This is a genomic window from Coprococcus sp. AM11-30B, assembly GCF_027674365.1.
Taxonomy (GTDB): domain Bacteria; phylum Bacillota; class Clostridia; order Lachnospirales; family Lachnospiraceae; genus Allocoprococcus; species Allocoprococcus comes.
This window is the reverse complement of sequence record NZ_JAQDVB010000010.1, coordinates 88,532-112,245: the sequence shown is the minus strand read 5'-3', so window position 1 is coordinate 112,245 and position 23,714 is coordinate 88,532. Positions and strand designations below refer to the sequence as shown.

General features: G+C 41.1%; 21 protein-coding genes and 1 riboswitch. Of the genes, 1 reads left to right on the top strand and 20 read right to left on the bottom strand.

What is annotated here, in order from left to right; all coding sequences use genetic code 11:
* Positions 1 to 382: 382 nt before the first annotated feature.
* The 8 genes from PGU50_RS08595 to PGU50_RS08560 all read right to left on the bottom strand — a co-directional run bounded on the left by PGU50_RS08595 (position 383) and on the right by PGU50_RS08560 (position 9,682).
* Positions 383 to 2,158 carry a helix-turn-helix domain-containing protein gene (locus PGU50_RS08595; protein WP_270246703.1) on the bottom strand — a complete coding sequence of 592 codons (1,776 nt, stop codon included), beginning with the start codon at positions 2,156 to 2,158 and terminating at the stop codon, positions 383 to 385.
* A gap of 335 nt (positions 2,159 to 2,493) precedes the next feature.
* The gene (locus PGU50_RS08590) at positions 2,494 to 3,975 is read right to left on the bottom strand and encodes a peptide MFS transporter (RefSeq protein WP_270246702.1); all 1,482 of its coding nucleotides are present in this window, start codon (positions 3,973 to 3,975) and stop codon (positions 2,494 to 2,496) included.
* 298 nt (positions 3,976 to 4,273) lie between these two features.
* A complete protein-coding gene (locus tag PGU50_RS08585) occupies positions 4,274 to 4,705 on the bottom strand; it encodes a putative ABC transporter permease (RefSeq protein ID WP_118217878.1) in 432 nt (143 codons plus the stop codon).
* Between the two features lie 75 nt (positions 4,706 to 4,780).
* Positions 4,781 to 6,229, bottom strand: a complete 1,449-nt coding sequence (gene miaB, locus PGU50_RS08580; RefSeq protein ID WP_270246701.1) for a tRNA (N6-isopentenyl adenosine(37)-C2)-methylthiotransferase MiaB — start codon at positions 6,227 to 6,229, stop codon at positions 4,781 to 4,783.
* 15 nt (positions 6,230 to 6,244) lie between these two features.
* A complete protein-coding gene (locus tag PGU50_RS08575; RefSeq protein WP_008375347.1) occupies positions 6,245 to 6,424 on the bottom strand; it encodes a DUF4250 domain-containing protein in 180 nt (59 codons plus the stop codon).
* Positions 6,425 to 6,441: 17 nt separating this feature from the next.
* Positions 6,442 to 6,981 (bottom strand): DUF5662 family protein, encoded by a 540-nt coding sequence (locus PGU50_RS08570; protein ID WP_008375346.1) that lies wholly within the window; start codon positions 6,979 to 6,981, stop codon positions 6,442 to 6,444.
* The gene (locus tag PGU50_RS08565; protein ID WP_270246700.1) at positions 6,978 to 8,699 is read right to left on the bottom strand and encodes an alpha-amylase family glycosyl hydrolase; all 1,722 of its coding nucleotides are present in this window, start codon (positions 8,697 to 8,699) and stop codon (positions 6,978 to 6,980) included. The genes PGU50_RS08570 and PGU50_RS08565 overlap by 4 nt, the downstream gene beginning before the upstream one ends.
* The gene (locus tag PGU50_RS08560; RefSeq protein WP_117558217.1) at positions 8,690 to 9,682 is read right to left on the bottom strand and encodes a sugar ABC transporter substrate-binding protein; all 993 of its coding nucleotides are present in this window, start codon (positions 9,680 to 9,682) and stop codon (positions 8,690 to 8,692) included. The genes PGU50_RS08565 and PGU50_RS08560 overlap by 10 nt, the downstream gene beginning before the upstream one ends.
* 129 nt (positions 9,683 to 9,811) lie before the next feature.
* Between PGU50_RS08560 and PGU50_RS08555 the strand changes: the two genes are divergently transcribed.
* A complete protein-coding gene (locus PGU50_RS08555) occupies positions 9,812 to 10,126 on the top strand; it encodes a DUF1292 domain-containing protein (RefSeq protein ID WP_008375343.1) in 315 nt (104 codons plus the stop codon).
* On the opposite strand, the gene PGU50_RS08550 is transcribed toward PGU50_RS08555, so the two are convergent.
* From PGU50_RS08550 to PGU50_RS08495, 12 genes are all read right to left on the bottom strand, one after another.
* Positions 10,127 to 11,989, bottom strand: coding sequence for an ATP-dependent helicase (locus PGU50_RS08550; protein ID WP_270246699.1), 1,863 nt, complete (start codon positions 11,987 to 11,989; stop codon positions 10,127 to 10,129).
* A gap of 99 nt (positions 11,990 to 12,088) precedes the next feature.
* Positions 12,089 to 13,546, bottom strand: coding sequence for a glutamate--tRNA ligase (gltX, locus tag PGU50_RS08545; protein WP_270246697.1), 1,458 nt, complete (start codon positions 13,544 to 13,546; stop codon positions 12,089 to 12,091).
* Between the two features lie 139 nt (positions 13,547 to 13,685).
* Positions 13,686 to 14,210, bottom strand: coding sequence for a threonine/serine exporter family protein (locus PGU50_RS08540; protein WP_270246695.1), 525 nt, complete (start codon positions 14,208 to 14,210; stop codon positions 13,686 to 13,688).
* An 18-nt stretch (positions 14,211 to 14,228) separates the two neighbouring features.
* Positions 14,229 to 14,990: a threonine/serine exporter family protein gene (locus PGU50_RS08535; protein WP_055297034.1), complete on the bottom strand. Its 762-nt coding sequence runs from the start codon at positions 14,988 to 14,990 to the stop codon at positions 14,229 to 14,231.
* Between the two features lie 246 nt (positions 14,991 to 15,236).
* The gene (gene grdD / locus PGU50_RS08530; protein WP_118217888.1) at positions 15,237 to 16,391 is read right to left on the bottom strand and encodes a glycine/sarcosine/betaine reductase complex component C subunit alpha; all 1,155 of its coding nucleotides are present in this window, start codon (positions 16,389 to 16,391) and stop codon (positions 15,237 to 15,239) included.
* 18 nt (positions 16,392 to 16,409) lie between these two features.
* Positions 16,410 to 17,948 carry a glycine/sarcosine/betaine reductase complex component C subunit beta gene (grdC, locus tag PGU50_RS08525; RefSeq protein ID WP_117558301.1) on the bottom strand — a complete coding sequence of 513 codons (1,539 nt, stop codon included), beginning with the start codon at positions 17,946 to 17,948 and terminating at the stop codon, positions 16,410 to 16,412.
* A gap of 295 nt (positions 17,949 to 18,243) precedes the next feature.
* A complete protein-coding gene (grdA, locus tag PGU50_RS08520; protein ID WP_117558227.1) occupies positions 18,244 to 18,717 on the bottom strand; it encodes a glycine/sarcosine/betaine reductase complex selenoprotein A in 474 nt (157 codons plus the stop codon).
* A 139-nt stretch (positions 18,718 to 18,856) separates the two neighbouring features.
* Complete coding sequence (gene trxA / locus PGU50_RS08515) at positions 18,857 to 19,174, bottom strand: thioredoxin TrxA (RefSeq protein WP_008375313.1); 318 nt, start codon at positions 19,172 to 19,174, stop codon at positions 18,857 to 18,859.
* Between the two features lie 36 nt (positions 19,175 to 19,210).
* Positions 19,211 to 20,158: a thioredoxin-disulfide reductase gene (gene trxB, locus PGU50_RS08510; protein ID WP_008375312.1), complete on the bottom strand. Its 948-nt coding sequence runs from the start codon at positions 20,156 to 20,158 to the stop codon at positions 19,211 to 19,213.
* 48 nt (positions 20,159 to 20,206) lie between these two features.
* On the bottom strand, positions 20,207 to 21,520 hold the full coding sequence (grdB, locus tag PGU50_RS08505; protein ID WP_270203798.1) for a glycine reductase complex selenoprotein B: 1,314 nt from the start codon (positions 21,518 to 21,520) through the stop codon (positions 20,207 to 20,209).
* Between the two features lie 20 nt (positions 21,521 to 21,540).
* Positions 21,541 to 22,821 (bottom strand): glycine/sarcosine/betaine reductase component B subunit, encoded by a 1,281-nt coding sequence (locus PGU50_RS08500; RefSeq protein ID WP_173825755.1) that lies wholly within the window; start codon positions 22,819 to 22,821, stop codon positions 21,541 to 21,543.
* An 81-nt stretch (positions 22,822 to 22,902) separates the two neighbouring features.
* Positions 22,903 to 23,289 carry a GrdX family protein gene (locus tag PGU50_RS08495; RefSeq protein WP_117823617.1) on the bottom strand — a complete coding sequence of 129 codons (387 nt, stop codon included), beginning with the start codon at positions 23,287 to 23,289 and terminating at the stop codon, positions 22,903 to 22,905.
* A 183-nt stretch (positions 23,290 to 23,472) separates the two neighbouring features.
* Positions 23,473 to 23,597: riboswitch (glycine riboswitch) on the bottom strand.
* Positions 23,598 to 23,714: the final 117 nt, after the last annotated feature.

The window sequence follows — 23,714 nt, the reverse complement described above, 5'->3', positions numbered from 1 at the left end:
TCTTTCTTCAAGACATCCAACTATATAGTACATTTTTATTCCTCATTTTTGTATTTTCAAAATAGTAGCTTTCCTATATGCTTTAATAAAATGTGTGAGTTTAGTCATATTATATAGTAATAACCAACTCACACATTCTATTACTTATTAGTTTCTGCATTGATTACCACAAGCACCTGGTCCACAATTTCCATTTGTAGCCATGTTAACATGTTTAATTCTTTCAATCAAATTATCATTCTTTTGCTTGAGAATTTCCATATTTATACACCTCCTCCTTTGTTTGTTAGAATTAAATTATCATTATATAATGTATTTTTCTACGATATCTGATAAAATATTTATTTCAACAAATGTCATAGACTTTTATTAACTTATAAGTTTATCTATCTAAGTATTTCATTATCAGTTCATATCTTTTATAATTTTTCATTAAGAATAAAATATCAGCAGATAAATTAAAATAGTACTTACACTCTGCCTTATTCTCTTGCTCTAAGGCACACGCCATAGTGGATAATGCCCTTCCAAGATCGATTCCTCTACCTATTTCAAGGGATGTTTTAATACGATTTTTTGTTAATTTTATTGCGTTTTGAGGCTGATTATTTATTTCTAAAAAAGAAGCCTGATTAGACATAACCAAATCCCAATCCTGCATACGAAAAACCACTTCTAACTCACTTTCATCAAGATTACGCAATATTTCTTCATATATTCCAATTCCCAAATCGATATTTCCGTTCTTTGAATATATGATGGCTATCTGATTTAATAAATTGATCTCATATGAGGTAAGTGTATACTCAAAAATATTTTCCACATTTACTGTTAAATTTAAAATTTCATATAAAAGAATTACAGCTTCTTCATATGAAAGAATTCCATCACGTAATTTTCTCCGGAGTACTTCACCTAGAATGTATTGTTTATTTTTTAGAATTGTTTGATCTAAATCTTCTTTTAATTCTTCTAAAATCAAATCCGCTTTATCATATTCTAAACGATAAACATATGTTGAATATTTTTTCTTTTTTTCTAACACGTTAAAATCAGTTATAATCTCAGTGTCTACTCTCCTTCCTTCGCGATTTAATTTCAATAACAATTTTTCTAAATTTTTTTGTGTTGGACAGGTTACGCCCCTCTCAATTCGTGATAATGTTTCTCTCGTACAAACTTCTTCACTCATTTTTTCTTGTGACATTTTTTCTGCAATTCTATTCTTACGTATTATTTCATAATCCAATTTAAAATCTCGGCTTATTTGTTCAAATAAACGCAATTTATTATAATTGATTTGGTATATTTTCCCAATTTCAATCAAAGATTTTCTAGCATTTATGAATCGAGTTAAATCACTTTTTTCTGTAATAATGTTATTATACTTTTCATATTCTTTAATAATCTCTGGCAACAAAAATAGCTTTCCTTCATCTCTTAATAATTCTATTGCCTTTCTAAGAATAAGTACTATCTCATCATTGCTAAAAATAGAAGAAGGATATTTTGCTGCCAACAAAGCAGCATAAGGATATACTCGAGCTAATTCTTCATGATCTACAAAATGATATTCCGAATATGTTAAAACATCTTTTATTTCTTTAGTTGCTTTTCCTTTCCCTCCTTCGTAACTTATCTCCCAATAAAACAAGATTAAATTAAGTTCATCCGAACTTAGCAGAGAACGATTTTTTGGTATATCTGTATCAAATATTGTTCTATGAATAGCCTGCTCACACAAATCTATTATTTCATTAAAATCTTTTTCTTCCATCCATGCAATTTGAGCCTTTTGCATCTCGATAAATTGTCTGTGCAGAGGTTCTTTTGATTGTTTCAAACTTTCATATTCATTTAAATAATACTTTGCCTTATTAAGTGATCTAGTTGCAACATTTTTCTCTATGTAATATCTGAGTTTATAAATCTCATAAGCTTCTTTTGAAAGCACGTATTCAAGCTTTGTAGGTGTTTTTCCAAGTCTGGAAAATAATCTATCTATTTGAAAAAAGTTTAACATAATCTCATCCGATTCAAATTTCGACAATTCTGAAACAGAACATACACCTTTAGCGAGTTGGTTTAATGTGTATTCTGATTTTACTCGCAAATCAAAAATCATTCTTCCTATTCCGCTTTCTTTTACTTTAGCCATCTTTCACCTCATCTCTAGTGGATAAAGAGTAATCTTGAATCATTTGTTTTTTAGTATAACATAACTGTCTTTTCCCGTCATTATAGAAGAGAGCTTTACTTTTATTTCCTCTTTTTCGATTACATTTCCTTCCCCGTTCTCCACATAAACCCAAGAAAAGCCACTATGCCTCACAGGCTTGCTCTTTTTGCACTTAGGACACTCCTTTATTGCAAAATGTTATAGAATTATAAAATCCTTGCCGGACATCTCTGCCTGCCAAGGATCTTTTTTTGATACTTTTTATTATTTCTTCTTTAAGAGGACATTTATTTGATTTATTCTCGAGAAACTTCCTACGCTTCTCTTTCCATTCCCATTCCTTCTGCAAGCTTCTTGCTGAATACAAGTACAACTGCACCCAGAATCGCTACCACCGCGCCGATTCCGATGAAGAACGGCACTTCGCTTCCTTCTTTATAGAAGTTAACGAGGATCATGTTAAGAGCAGCTCCTACTGACTGAGACATTGACCATACAGTCATCATCTGTGTTACAAAGGCTTTTGGCGCTGCTACTGCTGTGATCGAATATCCGATCGGGCATGTAAATCCTTCAGCAAACATCAGTACTGCATAGAACAATACGATCCACCATGCATTTACTTTTGCATCGCCTGGGTAGATGATATAAAGGAGTGCAATGATCATTGCGCCAAGTCCCCACAAAATCGTTCCGAATCCCATCTTTGTTGTTCCGAATGGCTGTTTCTTGCCAAGTTTTGTCCAAAGCATAGTAAGGAAGCTACCAAAGCAAACCGCAAAGATTGCCGGGATTGTCTGGAAGGAAGCTGCCGGAATTTCTACTCCGAAGATCACACGGTTTACTTTTTCTTCATAGAAGATAGCAAGGATTGAAATTGTCTGTGTCCAGATCAAAAGTGTAACGGCATTACAAATAAATGGCGGAAGCAGACAAAGCACTTTCTTTTTCTCATGCTTTTCTGTCTTCTTGCTTGAGTAGATGAAGACAAGATAAGCAAGCGGGATAAAGATAGAAATAGTACTTACTACGTTTGCAAAGGAAGATATTTTCAGCTTTCCTGTTGCAAATGAAACTGCTAAAGCTGTTCCTACGATAGCAACAACAATAAGCATTTTTACAACGAAAGAACGTTTCTTATCTGCCGGAAGCGGATCATCCGGTTCCAAACCGATATTTCCGAAGAATTTTTTGTAAGTAGCAATATAAGCAACAGTACCTAAGAATGAGAGAACTGCTGCTAATGCGAATGCTGCGTGGTATCCGCATTTCGCTGCAATTACACCCGCAAGAGCCGGAGTTGCTGCACCGATGTTGGAAATTACGTAAGAAATTGTGAAGGCACTGTCACGTCTTCCATCGTTCTCATCATAGAATTTACCGATCAGAGTTTCGATACATCTTCCTGCGAAGAGCGAACCGAATACCATACATCCCATAGCTGCTGCATATCCTACTACCCCAAGTGGAAATGCAAGTAAAGTATAACCGATAAATCCGGTAACTCTGGCTACAAGCAGTGACCTACGACATCCAAGGATACGATCGCAGACATAGCTTCCGATGATGGTTGTCATTCCGACTACAGTTGCGTATAAAGAAATCAACTGTGCTGCATCCGCTTTATCGAATCCAAGACCTGCAGGTGCATTTGCATACAGGTAATAGATCATTATAGCACTCATTGCGTAACTTGAAAAAGATGAACAAAGCTGTACAAAACTGAGAGTCCCCACTCCCCTAGGCTGACCTAAAAACGCGGTCTCCTTTTTTAAGGCTTCATCATATTGATTCATTTTTATTTTTCCTCCAAATAACATATACTTCTCATTCAATAAAAACAGTTTATATTTTCCCCGATTTTTCCTGCTTCCCTCCTTTTTCCATGATTATATTCACTTGTTTTTTATCTTGAACCTTTCTTGTATCTTACTGAATTCTTCGAAAATTGTCAACATTTTACATTTAACAAAATGCATTTATGCTCATTTTTGTAAACATCCACAAAAAAAGATGAAAAGAGTTTGGTTTCCCACGACTCTTTTCATCTTAATTTCGTCATTTTTCACATATAAAAAAATGCTTAAGTCCCTTTTACAACACATGAAACTCCGGCTTTTCCTCCCCATATACGCCCCAGAGCACCACTCCTCCAAGGACGATCGCAAGGCATAAAAGTCCTGAAAACATCACCACAAATGGCAGACAGATCTGACCACACAGTTGGAACGGCTGATCTCGGTAATCCCAGATCCCGATCTTCAGCCATTTATTACAGATAATCCCCGTCATGAATTCCAGGGATGTCAGGAAAAGCACTGCCCGGATAATCTGAATCCACATCGGCTCAGACCAGTGCATTACCTCGCCCTGAAAACTACAAAATGTCAATGTAACTCCTCCAAGCACAAACATGGTCCAATGAGAAAATCCACGAAACCAGATCTCGATCAGATAATAGATGCTTCCCCCTGCTGCTATCAGAAAGACTATCTCACTTACCCTTTTACTCACTCTTTTCACCATAAAAAACGCCCTCACTATGCAAATCTCTTACATAGCATGAGCGTTTCTTTTGGATTTTATCACAAATCATTGGATTTATTTACAGAGTTCTCCCATATAATAGAAACCTTTTGCCTCTTTTAAGTAAACTGTCACGATCTTACCGATCATGCTTTCATCTCCCGGGAAATGTACCAGGAGGTTGTTGCTCATTCGTCCTGTCACCAATGACGGATCATGATCGTTGACACTTTCTACCAGCACATCCTGTGTGGTTCCCTGATGTACAGAGCATACTTCCGCTGAAATCTGCTGCACCTCTTTTAAAAGGCGATCAAAACGGTCTTTTACCACGTCGTCAGGAACTTGATCTTCCATTGCTGCCGCAGGGGTTCCTGTTCTCTTGGAATAGATAAAAGTAAAGGCACTGTCATAACGCACCTGTCTTACAATATCCAGAGTATCCTGGAAATCTTCCTCTGTCTCCCCAGGGAATCCGACGATGATATCCGTTGTAAGGGAAATATCCGGCACTGCTTCGCGGATCTTTCTTACCACCTCAAGATAATGCTCCTTGGTGTAATGGCGGTTCATCTTCTGCAGGATCCTGCTGCTTCCTGACTGAACCGGAAGATGCAGATGCTTGCAGATTTTCTTGGAATGTGCCATTACCTCAATCAGTTCATCTGATAAATCCTTTGGATGGGAAGTCATAAAGCGGATTCTCTCCAATCCTTCAATCTTCTCAATCTCCTGAAGAAGCTGCGCAAATGTCATCGGTTCTTCCAGATTCTTTCCATAAGAGTTTACATTCTGACCAAGGAGCATAACTTCTACCACACCATCTGCTACAAGTCCTTCAATCTCGCGAATGATATCTTTTGGATTACGGCTTCTCTCACGTCCACGCACATACGGTACGATACAGTAGCTGCAGAAATTGTTACATCCGAACATGATGTTAACACCGGATTTGAAGGAAAATTTACGTTCGCTCGGAAGATCCTCCACAATCTTATCAGTATCCTTCCAGATATCAATCACCATTCTCTCAGATTCAAATCTTGTCACGATCAGTTCTGCAAATTTATAAATATTGTGAGTTCCAAAGATCAGGTCAACAAACCGATAGCTCTTCTTGATCTTCTCTACAACAGTCGGTTCCTGCATCATACATCCGCAGAGTCCGATGAACATATGCGGATTCTTTTTCTTCTTTGCACCAAGCTGTCCCAGACGTCCGTAAACACGCAGATTCGCATTTTCACGGACAGTACAGGTGTTGTAGATAACGAAGTCTGCTTTCTCTTCATCCGGCTCTTCCTTGTATCCGATCAGTTCCAGAACACCGACCAGCTTTTCGGAGTCACGAGCGTTCATCTGACAACCGAAAGTCGTCACGCAAAAAGTCAGATCTCTTCCGATTTCCTGTGCTTTTTCGCTTACATACTTCCGCGCTTTGGCAATGTAATAGTACTGTCTCTCCGGCTCAGTGACCGGAGCTTCTTTGGTAAGATCTATTGCATCAAAATCAATATTATTCATATGTTATTAACCTCTCTATACAAACTGGTTCAGCCCTGCATCATATTCATAATCAATGGATGCCAGTTTCTCTGTCAGTTCTTTTTTCTCAATCTGCATCTCCTGGCAAAGAGTATCCAGATCTGCATAAAAATCCCGTAATTTTGTATTGACCACACTCAGAAGAATCATTGGATCCTTTGGTAAATCTGCCATGTTTTTATCCTCTTTTTCTAATAATCTCTCGTTTTCAACACGGTATTCCGGATATAATCAAAAGTTTTCTCTTCCCCGTCTGCCGCGAGCATATAGAGAAGTTCTTCCAGAAGTGCTCTGGTATCCTTATGCATCCAGTCCCCTGCAATACCGTGAAGATAATATTCAAGCGGTGACGTATCCGTATATTTATCTTTCATATAAATCTTGGATGCTGCGATCCGGTCCATTAACATCTCGACCACATACTTTTTGGGCATCTTCATCCCGGTAAGCATTGGTTCCCCTTCCAGTCCGTAGTCAATCCAGTATTCATAATGATGTTTATTGCGCCCTTTATGATGCAGCCATGCCGAAGAATAGCCCTTTTCTTCTCTTTCTGCGTTATTCGGGCTCCGGTTTCCCTGGAAATACCTGCACCCAACCCAGAACTCCGCCGGAGAGTACTTCGACATATCATGCAAAAGTCCCTGTCTGTAAAGTCCTACCTTAAAGCAGTTCTTCATAACCAGATATTTGTGATGTGTTATGGTGCAAAAATGTTTCCAGATTTTCATTCTTTAGCCCGCCTTCCAACAAAAACTTTGATCGTTCGCTCCTCCAGCTGAACCTTCTTATCTTTTACCGGAACTGCTTCTTTTTCATCCAGGACTCCTTCTTTTGTCCCTGCCATACACACCCATTCCATTCCTTTTGGAAGGGAAGGAAGTGCAAATGAATGAGAAAGCCAGTGCATATTATATGCAATATAAAAGTCCTTCTCTGTACTTTCTTCATGATAGAATACACCAAGCTGTCTGCTTGCACGCCCTGCCGGCATCTGCCACGCATCCTCCCCATGATAGGAAATCTGAGGGATTCCGCTTCTGCCCATCGTGTCTTCTGATTTTTTCGCTATCTGCTTCATACAGGCTTTACGAAGTGCAATCAGTCGACATACAAATGTATATAATTCTTCCTGTCTGGAAAGCTGGTTCCAGTCAAGCCATGATATCAGATTATCCTGACAGTATGCATTATTATTCCCTTTCTGGGTATTCATAAATTCATCCCCGGAAAGGATACACGGCATTCCCTGTGCAAATAAAAGTAAAAAGAACGCATTAAATATCTGATTCTTCCGCAACTCGTTAACCGCCTTTTTCCGGCTGTTCCCTTCTGCCCCACAGTTCCAGCTGTAATTGTAATCCGGACCATCCAGATTATTCTCACCATTTGCTTCGTTGTGCTTTCCATCATAGGAAACTACATCACAGAGCGTAAATCCGTTGTGGCTTGCAATATAATTATACAGCTGTGTATCCTGATTCTTCAGCTGGCAGATCACATCCTGGATCATGCCCTCATCTCCCTTTAAGAAACGGCGCATCACATTCTGGAATCCGTCTTCTTTTTTGAGGATCTTACTTTTCGCAAGCACAGGATCCTTTGCAAATTCATCCGGATTGCAGATATATGGATTCACAATAAATCCATCCACATGATACTGCATCACCCAGTAACGCAGACAATCTAAAATCAGAGAAAACGTAGTTCCCTCTGTGAAAGGCATCTCAAGAATAACTTCAATCCCTGCAAGATGCATCTGACGAACAAGTGACTTCATCTCATTCACCGGATCTCCTGCCGCATATGATGCTTTTGGTGCAAAGAAATATGCTTTTCCATATCCCCAGTAATTCACATGCCTCTGATTCTCATCAAATTCATAAACCGGCATCAGATGGATCTGGTTAATCCCCAATTTTTGAAGATAGGGCAGTTTCTCCGTAACTCCGTCAAACGTTCCTTTGTGTGCGACTCCGGACGAACTGTGTTTTGTAAATCCACGGACATGAAGACTGTAGGCGATCACATCTTCCTTTTTCAGATGTGGAAATTGCGACTTTCCCCAGTCAAATGTATCTGTTACGATCCGGGTACGCAGCTTTCTCTTTTCCTTTCCCTTTGACACAGACCAGTGTTCTCTGCCTGAAAATGCTTTTCCATATGGATCCGGAACTATCTTTCCACCGATTTTATAACAATATTCATAATCTTCCGGTTGTTCCAGCACCACGGAGAGGAAGTGCAGATTTCCTGCCACATCAGAGTATGGCATCTCCTGTGAAAATGCTGAAGCCCTGGCACCTTTTTTATAAATGATCAGCTCACATGTCTGTCCTTCCGGAACTGCTACCGAAAAATTCGCTGTCTGTCCTTCCACAGTACATCCCTGTGGAAACGGAAATCCCACTGCTGTCTTCATATCCACTGTTCCCCCTGTTACTGCCATCCGTCAACTCCATACATATCTACATTCGAGGCATCAATAAAAAATACATCCAGATACGTTGTCTTTTCATAATCATCCCCGTTTAAAATAGCAAAACCGATTTTGGCCGATTCTTTTCCGAGTTTGATCGGTGATTGCGCACTTGTTCCGCGAATCAGGGAATCCGTCTTCTGAAGTTCTTTTTTCAGATCTGGAGAACCATCTACCCCGTAAATCTTTACATCAGTAAGACCGGCTGTTCTTGCTGCAACCAGTGCCCCAAGCGCAATCTGGTCGTTCCCGCACATTACTGCCGTAACATCCTTATTCTCTGCAAAAATCTTGTTAGCTGCTTCTCTTGCCTCGTTCAAATCTCCACTGACATCTGCTCTTCCTACAATCTCAAATCCCTTTCCGGCAATTGCTTCCTCAAAGCCTGTAATTCTCTCTACAATAGAATTCTGTGTAAGACCTTCAAGAATTACAATCTTTCCACCATCCGGACTCTGCTGTATCAGATCTTCTCCACAAAGCTGTCCGGCAGCTTTATTATCCGAACCAATAAAAGCTTCAATATAATCCGTATCCTTAACTTCCGTATCAATATTGATGATCTTAACATCGGCTTCCTTAAGCTCTTCCAGAGCAGGTGTGATCGCATCTCTTGATACCGGACACAGAAAAATGGCATCCAGTCCGTCTTTGATCATCTGATGGATCTGCTCGATCTGGGTGTCTACATTCAGTGCCGGATCTTTTGTCACCAGCGTACTTCCCTGTGCTTCGACTGCTTCTCTCAGTGCCTGCTCAAGTGTAATATAGTATGGATTTTCCATGGTAATACAACTAAATCCAAAACGATAGCTTTTTGCCTCTTCCTTGCTGTCATCGTCCTCTTCTGCTATTGCATTGTCCTGGCTTGTCCCAACATTCTTCTTACAGCCTGCAGTCATGCCAATACAGAGAACCATCACAAGAAAGATAGAAAAAATCTTTTTCTTCATATAGATAAACCTCCCTGAAACCTTTCTTTTATTGTATCTTTTTTACCGCTAATGTCAATACTTTTCCCCTTGCAAATATCCCCATACTCTGTTAGAGTGATAGTATCAGATTGAAAGGAGAACTGAACAATGGAAAAGGAACATAATCTGCTTGAATCCGATGTTGTCACACTGACACTTGATGACGATGTGGAAATCGAATGCGCCATTATCACAACTTTTAATATGGATTCTACCGAATACATTGCACTTCTTCCGCTTGATGAAGACGGTGGAAATGAGGACGGAGACGTATGGATCTATCGCTTTATCCGTGATACCACAGGCGGCTCCGATCATGATCTTCAGAATATCGAAGATGATGATGAGTATGACCGCGCTGCGGATAAGTTTGATGAATGGCTTGATACACAGGAATTTGAAGGCTTTGATATTGAAGAATAATTATTTTATTCTCTGACCTAAAAGCTCTTCCACAAAACGGGACGGTTTGATACTGTTCCCGTTTTTTTGTGTAATATAGGAAATACAGAGATTATTCTTCGCACGGGTTAATGCTACATAAAAAAGTCTTCTCTCTTCTTCAATCTCGTCTTTCTTTTCTGCCTTCTGATGCGGAATCTCACCCTCATTGGCATGGATCACAAATACATCCTCAAATTCCAGTCCTTTCGCTGAATGGATCGTCATCAGCTGTACCTTATTCTCCCGCTCTCCTTTGATCTTCCTTGCCTTTGCCTGCTGTTCTTCCAGCTCCTGCGTATATTTTGCAATATGGATTTCCCATTCATCATAGGATTTGAAGTTTTTACTCCTCTCCTCAAGCTCTGCCATCACATCCATCAGCTGCTTCCACGAAATCTGATGTTTTTCGGCATATTCCTTCAGAAAATCATCATATCCGATCTTTTTCCGGATATACTGGATTGCCGCATAAGGTGCCATATTCTTCATCATACGGACATCCACATCAAACTGGTCAATAATATCCAGCATCCAGTCCTTATCGCAATAAAATTTACGCAGATCCTCAAAATTTACCTGCCGGTTCTCCATACTGTTCCGTGCCAGATACCTGAGTGGTCGGTTACAGATTGTCAGGAAAAGCGACCTGTCCCGCTTTCCTGCTGCCAACTGCAGATATGCCATCATATCTTTTACAATAAAATGCCTGTAAAAATTTGTCACATAATCTCGCATTTCAAACGGGATATGGTGTTCGCTTAATATTTCCGAAATCATTCGCGCCTGGACTGCTGCCCGGAAAAGTACAGCAATTTCTCCCGGCTTTATTCCCTGGTCCAGTTTTTTCTGGATCTCTTCCGTTACATACTGCGCCTCTTCCTGCTCATCCAGGACTTCCTGCACATGAACATTCTGTCCTCTTCCCCGAAATGACTGTACACGCTTATAAAAACGGGTATCATTATGCAAAATCACTCTTGCCGCTGCTCCGGTAATAAATTCGGTAGAACGATAATTCACCGTCAGCGAAATGGTTCGAAGTGACGGGAATTCCTGCTTCATATAAAGCATCAGCTCCGGCTTTGCTCCACGAAATCCATAAATGGACTGATCATCATCCCCGACTACAAACAAATTGTACCTCGGTGCTGCAAGCATCCGGATCACTTCATACTGCACACGGTTGATATCCTGGAATTCATCGATCAGGATATACTGGAAACGCTTCTGCCATCCTTGCAGAATCTCCGGCTTTTTCCGGAAAAGTGCATAACACTGTACCAACATATCATCAAAATCAAATTTTTTCAGTTCTTTTTTCTGATGCTCATAGCTGCGGAACACTTCTGCAAACTCATCTTGTGTAAGATACTTACTGTGAAAATCTTTCAGATGACAAAGTCCGTTCTTTACCATGCCGACTTCCCGCAGAAGTTCTCTCACCAGTTCCTCTTCATCTTCTACCTCAGGTGTTGATTCGATATCGGTCCGGTCTAATACCTCCTGTAAAAGTACAGAGGACTCTTTTTCAGACATCAGATTATTCGCACCAATCCCATAGGCACATTTTAGAATCCCATAAAAAATACTGTGAAAGGTCCCAAACGTTACCGGATAATTTTTTCCGGCAGTCAGCCTTTCAAAACGTTCTTTCATTTCACGTGCTGCAAATCTTGTAAAAGTAATTACAAGAATCTGATCCGGGCGTACTCCGCTCTCCTCGATCAGATAACGGGTACGTTCTGTGACAATAAGCGTCTTTCCCGAACCCGGAGGTGCCAGCACCATACACGGTCCATTCCCGTGCTTTATCGCTTCATCCTGTCCTCTGTTTAGTTTCATGAACTCCCCTTCTCATATGTAATACAACAGAACGGATTCCTCTTCCGCATTACGCGAAAAAAGAAATCCGTCCCCCATGCATACTTTTATATCTGTATATTATCTGCTTAATAATTCTATTGCATTCTTGATTCTTTCTACAGATTCTGCCTTACCAAGAACTTCCATGATCTCAGTCGCTCCACCCGGAGTATTCTGCTTTCCTGAAACTGCAGTTCTTACCGGCCACATCACATATCCGTTCTTATAACCTTTTTCTTCTGCAAATCCCTTCAGCAGCCCGAATAATGCGTCATTACTGTAATCATCCCATGCTTCCAGTCTTGGAAGAATTTCTTTTAATACTTCCAGAGAAGTCTCTTCGTTAGTCTTCATCTTCTTATGGCAATACATTGCAGTATCATATTCCGGAACAGCTTCAAAGAAATCAATCTGGTCTTTGATATCAGGAAGGATTTCGATACGGCTCTTGATCAGAGACGCAATCTTTTTCAGATCATAATCCTTTGTGATCACTTTCTTGATATACGGCTCTGCAAGTTCATAGAATTTATCAAAATCCATAGCCTTCAGATATTCCCCGTTCATCCACTTCAGCTTATTGATATCAAATACAGCCGGTGATTTGCTCATATGATGATAGTCAAATGCTTCAACAAGTTCCGGCAGTGAGAAGATCTCTCTGTTATCCTGCGGACACCATCCAAGAAGTGCCACATAATTTACAATTGCTTCACTTACAAATCCCTGATCCAGAAGATCTTCGTAAGAAGAATGTCCACATCTCTTGCTGAGCTTTTTATGGTTCTCATCTGTAATCAGCGGGCAATGTACATAGACCGGTACTTCCCATCCAAATGCTTCGTAAAGACGGTTGTACTTCGGTGCTGAAGAAAGATATTCATTCCCTCGGACAACGTGTGTAATATTCATCAAATGATCATCAATAACGTTCGCAAAATTATAAGTCGGATATCCGTCTGATTTGATCAGGATCATATCATCCAGTTCCGCATTCGGAACGGTAATATCTCCATAAATTTCATCATGGAAAGTTGTGGTTCCCTCTGTCGGCATATTGATACGGACTACATATGGCTTTCCGGCTGCAAGGTTTGCTTCTATCTCTTCTTTACTCAGATGCAGACAATGCTTGTCATAATTCACAATCTGTGTTCCATCCTCTGATACAGAAGTCTTCAAAGATTCCAGACGTTCTTTATCACAGAAACAGTAGTATGCTTCTCCCTGTTCAATTAACTGCTTAGCATACTTCATGTAAATTCCTGAAGCCTGTCTTTCACTCTGAACGTATGGTCCGACACCGCCATCTTTATCTGGTCCTTCATCATGAACAAGGCCTGTCTTCTCCAGTGTTCTGTAAATAATATCCAATGCACCTTCTACATATCTTTCCTGATCTGTATCTTCAATACGGAGCATAAAATCTCCGCCTTCATGTTTTGCGATCAGGTATGCATATAATGCAGTACGCAAATTACCGACATGCATTCTACCTGTCGGACTCGGTGCAAATCTTGTTCTGACTTTTTTCATTTTAGTGTTCCTCTCTTTAACTTCTGTTTTATTTTCACTGTGAAAATAAACTATTCACAGTTCTCTATGACATTCAAATATATGTTCATCTTTATAATACTAACACATTCCCTTTTTTACTTCAAGCATTCCGAAGCCACTATTTTTCCCGTTTTTCTATATTTTGCAGTTCCTCAGCTCCAGGAACGATCTTTCGGACATACTTCATGGAATTCTGCTTCCATTCACTCTTCTGAAAAGCCTGGAAAAAGGTATCCACGACAAAAATTGCAAGAGAGATCACGCCTGCGATCTCCAATGTCTGGATCAGATAAAATTCGGACATCGCCTCGTTCCCGTCGATCAGATAATGAACCGTCTGGTACATCCCGTTTCCGGGAACAGTCGGAAGAACCCCGGCAATCAGAAACAACGTAACCGGTGTCTTATAAACTCTCGCAAAAATATGCGAAACAACTGCAGCTGCAACTGCTGAATATAAAGATGCCATCAAATCTCCTCTGCCAAAATGTATTGCAAGCAGATAAACAAATCCACCAATTGCTCCTACAATACCAGCCTGAAGAACAAAGCGGCGCGGAACCTGAAGGAGAACCGCAAAACTGTAAATAGATAAAAACGCTCCAAATACCCGGATGATCATTTCAAAAACAGTACTGTTCATTTTTTGCTCTCCTTCCTGCTAAAAAATCTTTGCGCAAAGCGCCAGCCCAATACCAATTCCAATTGCAATCCCAAGTGCTTTTAAGAAAGCTTCCATCACTCTTGCACCACCGGAAAGATAATCCCCCCGCAAGGTATCCCTGACAGCATTGGTGATTGCCATTCCCGGTACAAGAGGCATGAAACTTCCTATCATAACAGTATCCATATTCATCTGATCACCCAGACCTTCTTTTAGAAGGCAGCAGGCAAATGCAACACCAAATCCTGCGAAAATATCCTGAATAAATGGGTGAAATTTCAGATCCTGTCCCGCTGATACAAAGGCAACAAGAAAAAGTCCTACAACGATGGCTGCCCCGGTATCTGCAATGGATCCACCAAAAAAAATTGTAAATCCCACACCAACCCCCATCATTGCCAGGTTGGTTGTCTTGCGGCTGAACTCGAACTGTTTTAACGTCGAAAGCTTCTCATATGCCTGCTCTAGTGTCAGATCATCTCCACAATACTGCCTGGAAATCTCATTAACATCTACGACGAGCTTTAGATTGGTATCCCGTTCTTCTACTCTCTTTGTAACAGTAACTGCCTTTTCGTTCTCCAGTTTGATCGTCGCGGAAATTCCGGTCATGATCACCAGAACTTCTGCCATCTCGATGTGATCCGCCGTCTTCAGTATATGATGCATGGTATCTTCCACACGATACGTTTCCGCTCCGCTTCGCAGCATTATTTCACCGGCAAGCATCGCCGTTTTCAGTAATAATTGCGTATCCATGACTTTCTCCCTCTCACTTTTTCAGATTTATAACTGTCATGATACTATTTCCTATTCTAAAAATCAACCAAAAATTTTTTCGTACACAAACAGTACAATCATTACTGTTCACAGTATCTGTGACAAATAATGTATAATCTTTCTGCAAAAACAGTTTTTCGCAAGGAAAAAGGCTTCCCGGTCTTATGACCGGAAAGCCCATCTTCCTGAATTAGAGTGAGAGTGTTTATAAAAAGGCAGATTTTATTAGTTAATATATCCGCTCTTTTTCAGTTCTTCCTCAGCTTTTGCGAGGTTTGCGTCTGATACACGGATGATTGGTCCGGTGCATCCCATTCCGCTTTCTGCATAGATGCCGAGTTTCCACAGTACTTTGACTGCGTCTTCCAGATCCATTACTTCAATACCTGGAATCTGTGCTGTAACGATTTCCTTCGGTGGCTCTTTTACTTCTTCTTCAGCCGCTGCCGGTTTCTGAGAAGCTTTGTGCTCATCAAGGATTTCTTTTAATCCAGCTTTCTTAACAGCTGCAAATTCTTCTTTCGCTACTTCAAATACTTTTCCTCTTACCAGCTGTGCTGCGTAACGGATCGCATTTGCGATAACCGGTGCTCCGGATGCTCTGGATACGATCATAACAAGCTGTTCATATCCTTCTCCGATTCCAGGTCCGTATCCGAATCCTGTTGCTTCAAAGCTTCCACCTGTTGTGAAAGAAGAAAGCATCTTCACCATGATATTTCCGGTAAGGGAATCTGTTACCATGATATCTGGGGATGCCTGAAGGACGTCATTTCCTCTCATAACGCATCCGCCATCTGCTCTTCCTGATTCTGCAAATTCGATCGGATACCCGTTCTCCTGCAGTTTCTTCAGAGCTTTCTCTGTCTGACGTGCACCGTCTACATTCAGGATACCAACGGTCGGATTCTTCTTGCCACAAGCTTTTGCAGCGATGATTCCGTAGATCGCATTTTTGATCATTCCTTCAATACGGTCTGTGCTGGATGTTCCTGTTGTATTAGCGATGAACATTTCTTTTGCAGTTGCCGGTGTTACACAGCGTCCTACTGTAGATACACCGATCGGGAATGGAAAGTGCATGGTTACTGCTGCATCTACTTCTCCATTCTTCAGCATTTCTTCCATCTTATCATGACCTTCTTCATCGTTAGCCACTTTAACAGTTGTAACGCCTTCTGCTTCTAATGTTCCAATATAATATACATCAATTCCGTCTTTTGCCGCTTCAATTGCCGCTGCCATAGAGTTTTCTTCTCCATGTTCGCTTCCCATTCCGGTCAGTGCAACTTTCGGGCGCTTTCCGAAGCTTCCTGTCTCCAGTCCCTGCGCCATCTCCATAAAGGTGTCGGCAATCATTCTTTCAATTCCATTTGCCATTTTGTTTGTCCACCTTTCTTATTCTTCTGTTGCCATTAATGATGCTGCAAAATCTTTCATTGCTTTTGCGATCAGTCCTTTTACTTCTTCTTCTGATACGCCGCTGTTATCTTCTGCACCAGTATTTGCCTGGATTACGAAAGATACACCGTCGAAGAGGTTGGTCATACGTCCAAGGAACAGACTTCCTTTTCCGATGATCATGGCTTTATTGATCTTTCCTGCAAGGATATCTTCTCTTGCAAATCCGATGTACGGTACACCTGAAGGAATATGTCCCTGAGTCGGAGCCCATCCTGTCAGTCCGTGTTCTCCTGCAAAACTTGCAAGTTCTTTTCTGTCAAGTTCGCCTCTCTTAACTGCGAGAGCTGCGATCATCTTGTAGTTAGCAAGCGGTACATCTCCAGCTCCTGCCGGTTTTGTGATATCCGGGTTCTGCATTTCCGGAGAGAATTTATCGATATCTGTGATCTTAAGTCCTGCTCTTTCCAGTGGATCAGCTACAAGGCTTCCGATTACGTTCTGCGGAGCACTTCCTGTTCCTACTGTATGGCGTCCAAGGATATCCAGGTTGATTTCCGGGTTTACGCCATCGTTTTCTGCGATGATTACACAGAATCCACCAAGGCAGTCTTCCAGGATCGGAAGGCCTTTCTTTACATGGTCTTTACCGTTCATACCAAGTTTTGCTGTACAACCACCAGCTGTTACAGCTACACATTTGTATGCGCCTGATTTTACGAGAGCTGCTGCTTCGATCAGTGCGTGAGATGGTCCGGCACAGAATCCACGTGAGTCAGAACCTGTTGCGTTCAGAAGTCCTGCAACTTCAGCTGCTGCTTTTGCGAAGTTACCGCCACCACGCTGGTTCATATCACCACAAGCTTCTTCTGCACAGTCGATGACATACTCAACGTCTGTCTTTTCGATTCCTGCGTTTCTTACACCATAGAGGAGGGCGAGCACGCTGGATGCCTTACTCATAATGTTTTCATGCATAACATGAGCTGAAAGGTTTGCATCAATGTCATGCGCTCTCTTTACACAGCCTACCAGTTTGTTTTCATGATACAGACCTTCAGCATGCTCTTCATTTACAAAATGTTCAATTTCTGAGATTTCAAATCCCTCGATTACTTTTTCTACGATATCATCTGTGATGATCGGATCTGCTGCAAATTTTTCTTTTGTAGCTGCTACAAATCCTTTTTCAAGCATAACAACTTCGAACATGTCGCAAGCCTGAGCTAAAAGAAGGAATTCGTCTTCCGGCATAATCTCACCGTATTTTCCGTAACGCTCTGCGCCTTCTTTTACTTTGTCGTAGTATGGAAATTCAACCTGGGCAAGGTCGTCCGGTGTTGCATTTCCGATATATACCTGATTCGGCCAATAATTTACACATGCTTCATATGACCGAAGATGATCTCTAAGTTCTTTTAAATATTCTGATTCCGGATTAACAACTCTTTCTGTTGTCTGTGTTGTTCCGTTGTAAACTACCATTTCCGGGGTATGTACGAGTACATATCCTGCTCCTTTAATTACACTGTTCATCGCTGGTTTCCACCTTTCCTGACATTCTCTTTTTACGAATGTCACCATCATTCATTTCTCCGTGATATGCGCGTATAATCTACCTGCCTGATTTAAAAGAATTTTGGCAGAATGCGCTAAACAAGCTTTTCATCAGAAGTGTATCACTGGCACACTTCTGATCTGCTAGGCAACTCACTAATGCAACACCAGCATGTTCCCGATATGCCTGGCAATAAAACAGGCGACAGGAAGAATCCTGCCGCCTGTACCTCTATCTCAGATATTCCGCTTTGAAGGTATACCCCTCTTTATCTTAGAGGTATTTGCAATATTCGTCGCGGATTGCTGACATTTCGTCTACGATATCATCAACATCAAGGACCATTTCCATCATGCCTACCTGTTCATCGTAAACAGCCGGGTCAAATTCTTCTTTTAACTCTGGTTCACATACGTGATATGTCGTGAGTCCAAGCTGGACCCCTGTCAACGGACCTGCGAATGTCGGGTCTCCTGCTGTAACGGTTTCTGCAGCAAGTCCTGCTGCTTCTCCTTCAGCTGCGCCTACGATTACGACTACGTTTTCCGGGCCGTACTCCTCAGCAAATTCTTTTACCCTTTTCTGATTCTCCAGATCCATTGCGCCTGCGCTAGTTCAGACGAAACATTCTGTTGAAGAAAAAACTACATCTCCGCCAGCTGTCTTTACGCATTCTGCGATTGCTGGTCCCGGTACACCGTCACGGTCACCGATAATAACAACTTTTTTATCTTTTAAAATTGCCATGATGTCTTTTCCTCCTTCCTTTCTTTTAAAATTTTGTTTTGTTAATAGTTTTACACGCTTTACGCGATTATATATTGTGAGCACACAGACAGCTCTTTGCCGCCTGTGCGCGGCTCACCGAATTAAATTGGTTTAATGATTAGATATATTTCTTAATCATTGCTTCGATGCTTTCCTGTGTAGCATCATCTTTTACTACTTCTTCTACTTTTTCGCCATCTTTGTAAATAGCCATAACCGGAAGACCAAGGATCTTCTGTCCGATAGCAAGACGACGAGCTTTTGTTGTATTCAGAGATGTGAATTTGATCTTATCTCCGTATTTGTCTGCCATTTCATGTACGAACGGCATCAGAGCCTGGCATGGAACGCATCCATCACCAAAGAAATCTACGAATACATAACCTTCTGCTTTTAAGACTTCGTCTTCAAATGTTTTCTTATCTACTTCTAACATGTCAAATGTCCTCCTCACTCTATTAAAAAGTGTTTATTATTTTAACTCGTTAATATACTTTTCTGCCTGTGTAGCTGCGATTGCTCCATCAGCTGCAGCTGTAACAACCTGTCTTAAGCTCTTAACGCGGATATCGCCTGCTGCGAATACGCCTGGGATATTAGTGTGCATATCTGCATCTGTCGGAATATATCCTCTTTCATCCATCTCAAGACCTGTTCCTTCATAGATCTTTGAGTTTGGAAGTGTTCCGATAAATCCGAATACACCAAACATTCCGTCATCTTCATCAGCTACGATCTTAGTGAGTTCACCTGTTTTAACATTCTTAACAGTCATCTCAGAAAGGATTCCGTCACCGCCAACTTCTTCTACAACCGTATCCCACATAAAGTGAAGTTTTTCGTTCTTGAAAGCTTTTTCCTGGATGGATTTTGCTGCACGAAGCTCATCACGTCTGTGAATAATGGTAACTTTTCTTGCAAATTTTGTAAGGTACATAGCTTCTTCTACAGCAGAGTCTCCTCCACCTACTACGTATACTTCAAAATCTTCAAAGAAGTTTGCATCACAGGTAGCGCAGTAAGAAACGCCCTTACCCATGAATTCTTTTTCGCCTTTGCATCCGATCGGTCTTGCAAAAGCTCCGGTTGCGATGATAACCGTCTTTGACTGATATTCAGCCTTCGCACTCTTCAGTACTTTGATATCGCCGTCCAGGTGTACTTCGTTAATTACATCTGATGCTCTCTCAACGCCGAATTTTTCACACTGCTGTGTCATTCTTGCGATAAGAGAAGGACCGCTTTCCCCTTCTACGATCTGTCCAGGATAATTTTCGATGTCATCTGTGATTGCGATCTGTCCGCCATCTTTACCTTTCTCAATAACCAGTGTTGAAAGACGGCTTCTTCCTGCGTACAGACCTGCAGCTAAGCCTGCAGGTCCCGCACCCAGGACGATCACGTCATAAACTTTGCTCATAACGTTCTCTCCTTTTTTAATAAAATTACATGACCTTCTAACTATGATTTAGTTGTCAAAGATTGTCTGTCCGTCTACTTCTGTTGTAAGAGCTTTCAGAGCTTTTTCAACAAGACCCTTACGAAGAGCATACTCTTCATCTTTTTCAAGAGCCGGATTTCCAAGTGGATGAGGAATAGCAATCGTAGGAACGATTCTGTTCGCACCAACTGTCATGGAAATCGGAGTTACTGTACACATATGAACTACCGGGAGTCCAGCTGCTTCAATTGCTTTTACCATTGTTGCACCGCAACGTGTACAGGTACCTCAAGTAGAGGTCATGATAACTGCGTCAACACCGTCTGCTATAAGTTTCTGAGCATATTCCTCAGCGAAAGCTTTTGCAGAAGCTACGGCTGTACCGTTACCAACTGTTGTATAGAATTTGTTGTGAAGTTTTCCGATAACGCCTTCTTTTTCGAATTCACGCATAACGTCTACAGGAAGTACACGGTCTGCATCTTCGTTAGCGTATACCGGGTCATATCCACCATGAGCTGTTTCGTATGTTTCTTCTGTAAGATCCATAACGCCTGTGATGTCATATTCTCCGTAGTGAGAAGCATTTGAACTTTCGATGTGGTCCGGATTTCCTTTCGGAACGATTCCACCTGAAGTGCAAAGTGCGATTGTAGCCTTGCTAAGGTCTTTGATAGCCGGCTGTGGATCAACACGGTCGAATGATGGCATTGGATACTCTGTCTCGAACGGCTTGTCTGCCAGTTTTTTAAGGAGCATCTTAACAGCTCTCTTAGATCCACGTTCTTTTTCGAAGAAGTTTACACGAACTCCGTTCGGCATATAACCTTCCTGGCAAGAAGCACCGATCTTTTCGCCTTTAGCGATCTTAAGAGCAAGAGGAGCAAGTTTCTTAACTGCATCTCTCATACCAGCTGCGCTGTTCTTTGTAGATACTGTATAAACTTTGTTCTTGAACATATCAGCACCTGGGTTTTCTACATACATACCAGTTACTGCCGGGATTCCAAGTTCTTCCTGTACTGCATCACAGATAGTTCCGCAAGCAACACCGTAACGTCCAGCGTTGAAAGCAGGTCCAGCGATGAAGATATCAGGATTCTGGCTCTTAACCATTTCAAGAATATCAGCTTTTGCTTTGTCAAGGTTTTCATTGAAGTAAGAGTCACCACAAACGATTGTAGCTACGATCTCTGCTTCTTCTCCAAACTGCTGTGTCAGAGCCTGTCCAGGTCCAACGATTTCGCCTACGCGAAGTTCAGCAGGATAATCAGCTTTTTCTTCTCCACCGATCTGAGCGAAGAACTGATTGATATAATGTACAACTTTAATTTTACTCATTATCTTTACGTCCTCCATTCCTAACGTGCACTCAGATATCCAAATCCGGTTTCATTTGTAGCACCGGTAATGGCCTGAATTTCAACTTCGATTGTTCCATCTTCACGATGAGAATGTTCATTACCACCAGCAATGATTGTAACGAAATCTTCTGTTCCGATTACTTTATCCATCTTAGGAAGTACGATTACCTGGTTAGCATTTCCACCAGTTACAACTGCATCTGCAGCCGGATCAGCGTCAGCGAGTGACTGAGATTTTCCATCACGTCCAGCATATTCGTCTGTAATGATTACAGTCTTAACGCCTTCAGCTTCAATCTTCTTGCAGTTCATGATAAGGTCAGTATCCGGGTTACCGAATCCTTCCTGAGATACGATAACTGCATCAAGGTCTAACAGACGACACATTTTAGCTGTCCAGTCAGATGAACGCATCTTATCTGCAAGGTATACGTTTTCGTTTGTAAGAATCTGGCAAACAAAGTTAATTGTTTTTCCGTGTTCTTCAAAGAGGTCATGTACAACCGGGTTGTTTTCATGAACGTATGTTGGGTTTTTATCACATGCTGATACACAGTTACCAGATACAATAGCTCCGTCCATAACTTCTGTCGGATTCATGATAGTAGAGAGTGTTCTCTTAGCATCAACACCGTATACATATGTGTCATGAAGAAGTCCCTGGCTCTGAAGCATCTGTACATATGCAACTCTCGGAAGATTTGGGAATTTTTCTTTTCCTTCCATGATTCCGTATGTTTCATATACTTTTGTTTCATCTGGTGTAAGTTCACGAGCAAGTTCTCCAAGGTAAACTGCTACTCTGAATCCAGCAAGACGAACAGCTTTTTCATATTCATGCTGTTTGATTCCTTCAACCGGTTCGCAGACAACAACTAAGTTGTTCAGCTTTGAAAATGGAGTGTATTCTGCACCTGGGCCTGACATATCGATGATACCTTCCTGGAAACCAACGATCTTACCAGCTGTTACAACAGCCATTCCCTTTAATGCATATGTCTTACCACTTCCTACAGTGTCAACTTTTGCGATAACGCCCGGGAAGACTCCCCCTCTTCCTTCAACTTTAACACGTGGTTCAATAACATCTTTAACCGGTGTGATACGAACGCTTTCACCTGGTTTTGCGATATCAAATTTAACACTTTTGATTTTTTCGTCCTCGAGAACGATTGCCTTTACAGCTTCTTCGTCAACATAAAGAACACCATTTTCGATCTTTGATTCAGATGCGAACTGAATGTCGTTAATAAAAATGTGACCTACTTCTAATTTCACTGTAAATTCCCTCCTTTTTTGAATGTGTTTGTTGTATGCTCAAAAGTACACCAAACCGCATGTACTTCTACAGCCTTTTTTCTAGCGCCAGCTTTCCGCTGACGGCAGAGCACTTGAGATCAATGTGTAATCTACAAGTTGAAAGTCTGCATAAACCTGTGGTTTATAAAGATCAGACTTAAACTGAAATTTGCCGCACGCCTGAATAGCGCTTGCAATGATCTGCATTGCCTGTGCATCCAGACCTTCCGGCGTTTCCGAGAGCATAACCGACTTATATGGAGTCTCATTCGGTTTTACGCTTCCGGACAGCGGATGTGTCAAAAGTCTGTATCCCTGGAAGATCATCTTCTGAACTTTTTTAAGTGTGTCCTCATAAGAAAGCTCTTCGTATTCCACATGATAATCTTTCCCAAGTTTTTCTTTTACCAGTGGATTATTTGTGATAATCATAAATCCAGTATTCATAGCCGCTTCTTCCTTTCGTCCCCTGTCCGTTTATGCGGTCTTTTTTGACTCCCTGTGTCTGAAATACTCCAGATAATTTTTTAACATATATCTGGTATCAAAAAAGGACGCCAAAACAACTTCTCTGTTTTAAACGCCCTTTCTGTTTCCTTGCAAATTCGGTAATTCCGGATTCAGAGTGTAGTACCTTTCCCGATCCTTTTGCCTGAAAGTTTCACCATTCAGCGAGCTTCACTGCTCTACGGCTTGCATCTTCGGCGACCATTTATCAAATATCTTTATAAATGATTCTCTCGCAGGAAATATCAACCTACTATCTAATTGACTGCATCTTTTTATTTATTTTGCAGCATCTTTCTTGCTGACATGATAACTATAACACACTTTTATACAAAATGCTAGTCTTTTTATAGATTTTTTTGTAT

Coding starts and splice junctions, on each gene's coding strand:
- PGU50_RS08535 (WP_055297034.1), bottom strand. CDS start 14,990: ATGGATACGCAATTATTACTGAAAACGGCGATGCTTGCCGGTGAAATA.
- PGU50_RS08570 (WP_008375346.1), bottom strand. CDS start 6,981: ATGAAAATCTGGAAACATTTTTGCACCATAACACATCACAAATATCTG.
- PGU50_RS08565 (WP_270246700.1), bottom strand. CDS start 8,699: ATGGCAGTAACAGGGGGAACAGTGGATATGAAGACAGCAGTGGGATTT.
- gltX (WP_270246697.1), bottom strand. CDS start 13,546: ATGAAAAAAGTCAGAACAAGATTTGCACCGAGTCCGACAGGTAGAATG.
- PGU50_RS08595 (WP_270246703.1), bottom strand. CDS start 2,158: ATGGCTAAAGTAAAAGAAAGCGGAATAGGAAGAATGATTTTTGATTTG.
- PGU50_RS08560 (WP_117558217.1), bottom strand. CDS start 9,682: ATGAAGAAAAAGATTTTTTCTATCTTTCTTGTGATGGTTCTCTGTATT.
- trxA (WP_008375313.1), bottom strand. CDS start 19,174: ATGTTAGAAGTAGATAAGAAAACATTTGAAGACGAAGTCTTAAAAGCA.
- trxB (WP_008375312.1), bottom strand. CDS start 20,158: ATGAGCAAAGTTTATGACGTGATCGTCCTGGGTGCGGGACCTGCAGGC.
- PGU50_RS08540 (WP_270246695.1), bottom strand. CDS start 14,210: ATGAACAGTACTGTTTTTGAAATGATCATCCGGGTATTTGGAGCGTTT.
- PGU50_RS08590 (WP_270246702.1), bottom strand. CDS start 3,975: ATGAATCAATATGATGAAGCCTTAAAAAAGGAGACCGCGTTTTTAGGT.
- grdD (WP_118217888.1), bottom strand. CDS start 16,391: ATGGCAAATGGAATTGAAAGAATGATTGCCGACACCTTTATGGAGATG.
- grdC (WP_117558301.1), bottom strand. CDS start 17,948: ATGAACAGTGTAATTAAAGGAGCAGGATATGTACTCGTACATACCCCG.
- PGU50_RS08495 (WP_117823617.1), bottom strand. CDS start 23,289: ATGAATACTGGATTTATGATTATCACAAATAATCCACTGGTAAAAGAA.
- miaB (WP_270246701.1), bottom strand. CDS start 6,229: ATGAATAATATTGATTTTGATGCAATAGATCTTACCAAAGAAGCTCCG.
- PGU50_RS08555 (WP_008375343.1), top strand. CDS start 9,812: ATGGAAAAGGAACATAATCTGCTTGAATCCGATGTTGTCACACTGACA.
- PGU50_RS08585 (WP_118217878.1), bottom strand. CDS start 4,705: ATGGTGAAAAGAGTGAGTAAAAGGGTAAGTGAGATAGTCTTTCTGATA.
- PGU50_RS08550 (WP_270246699.1), bottom strand. CDS start 11,989: ATGAAACTAAACAGAGGACAGGATGAAGCGATAAAGCACGGGAATGGA.
- PGU50_RS08575 (WP_008375347.1), bottom strand. CDS start 6,424: ATGGCAGATTTACCAAAGGATCCAATGATTCTTCTGAGTGTGGTCAAT.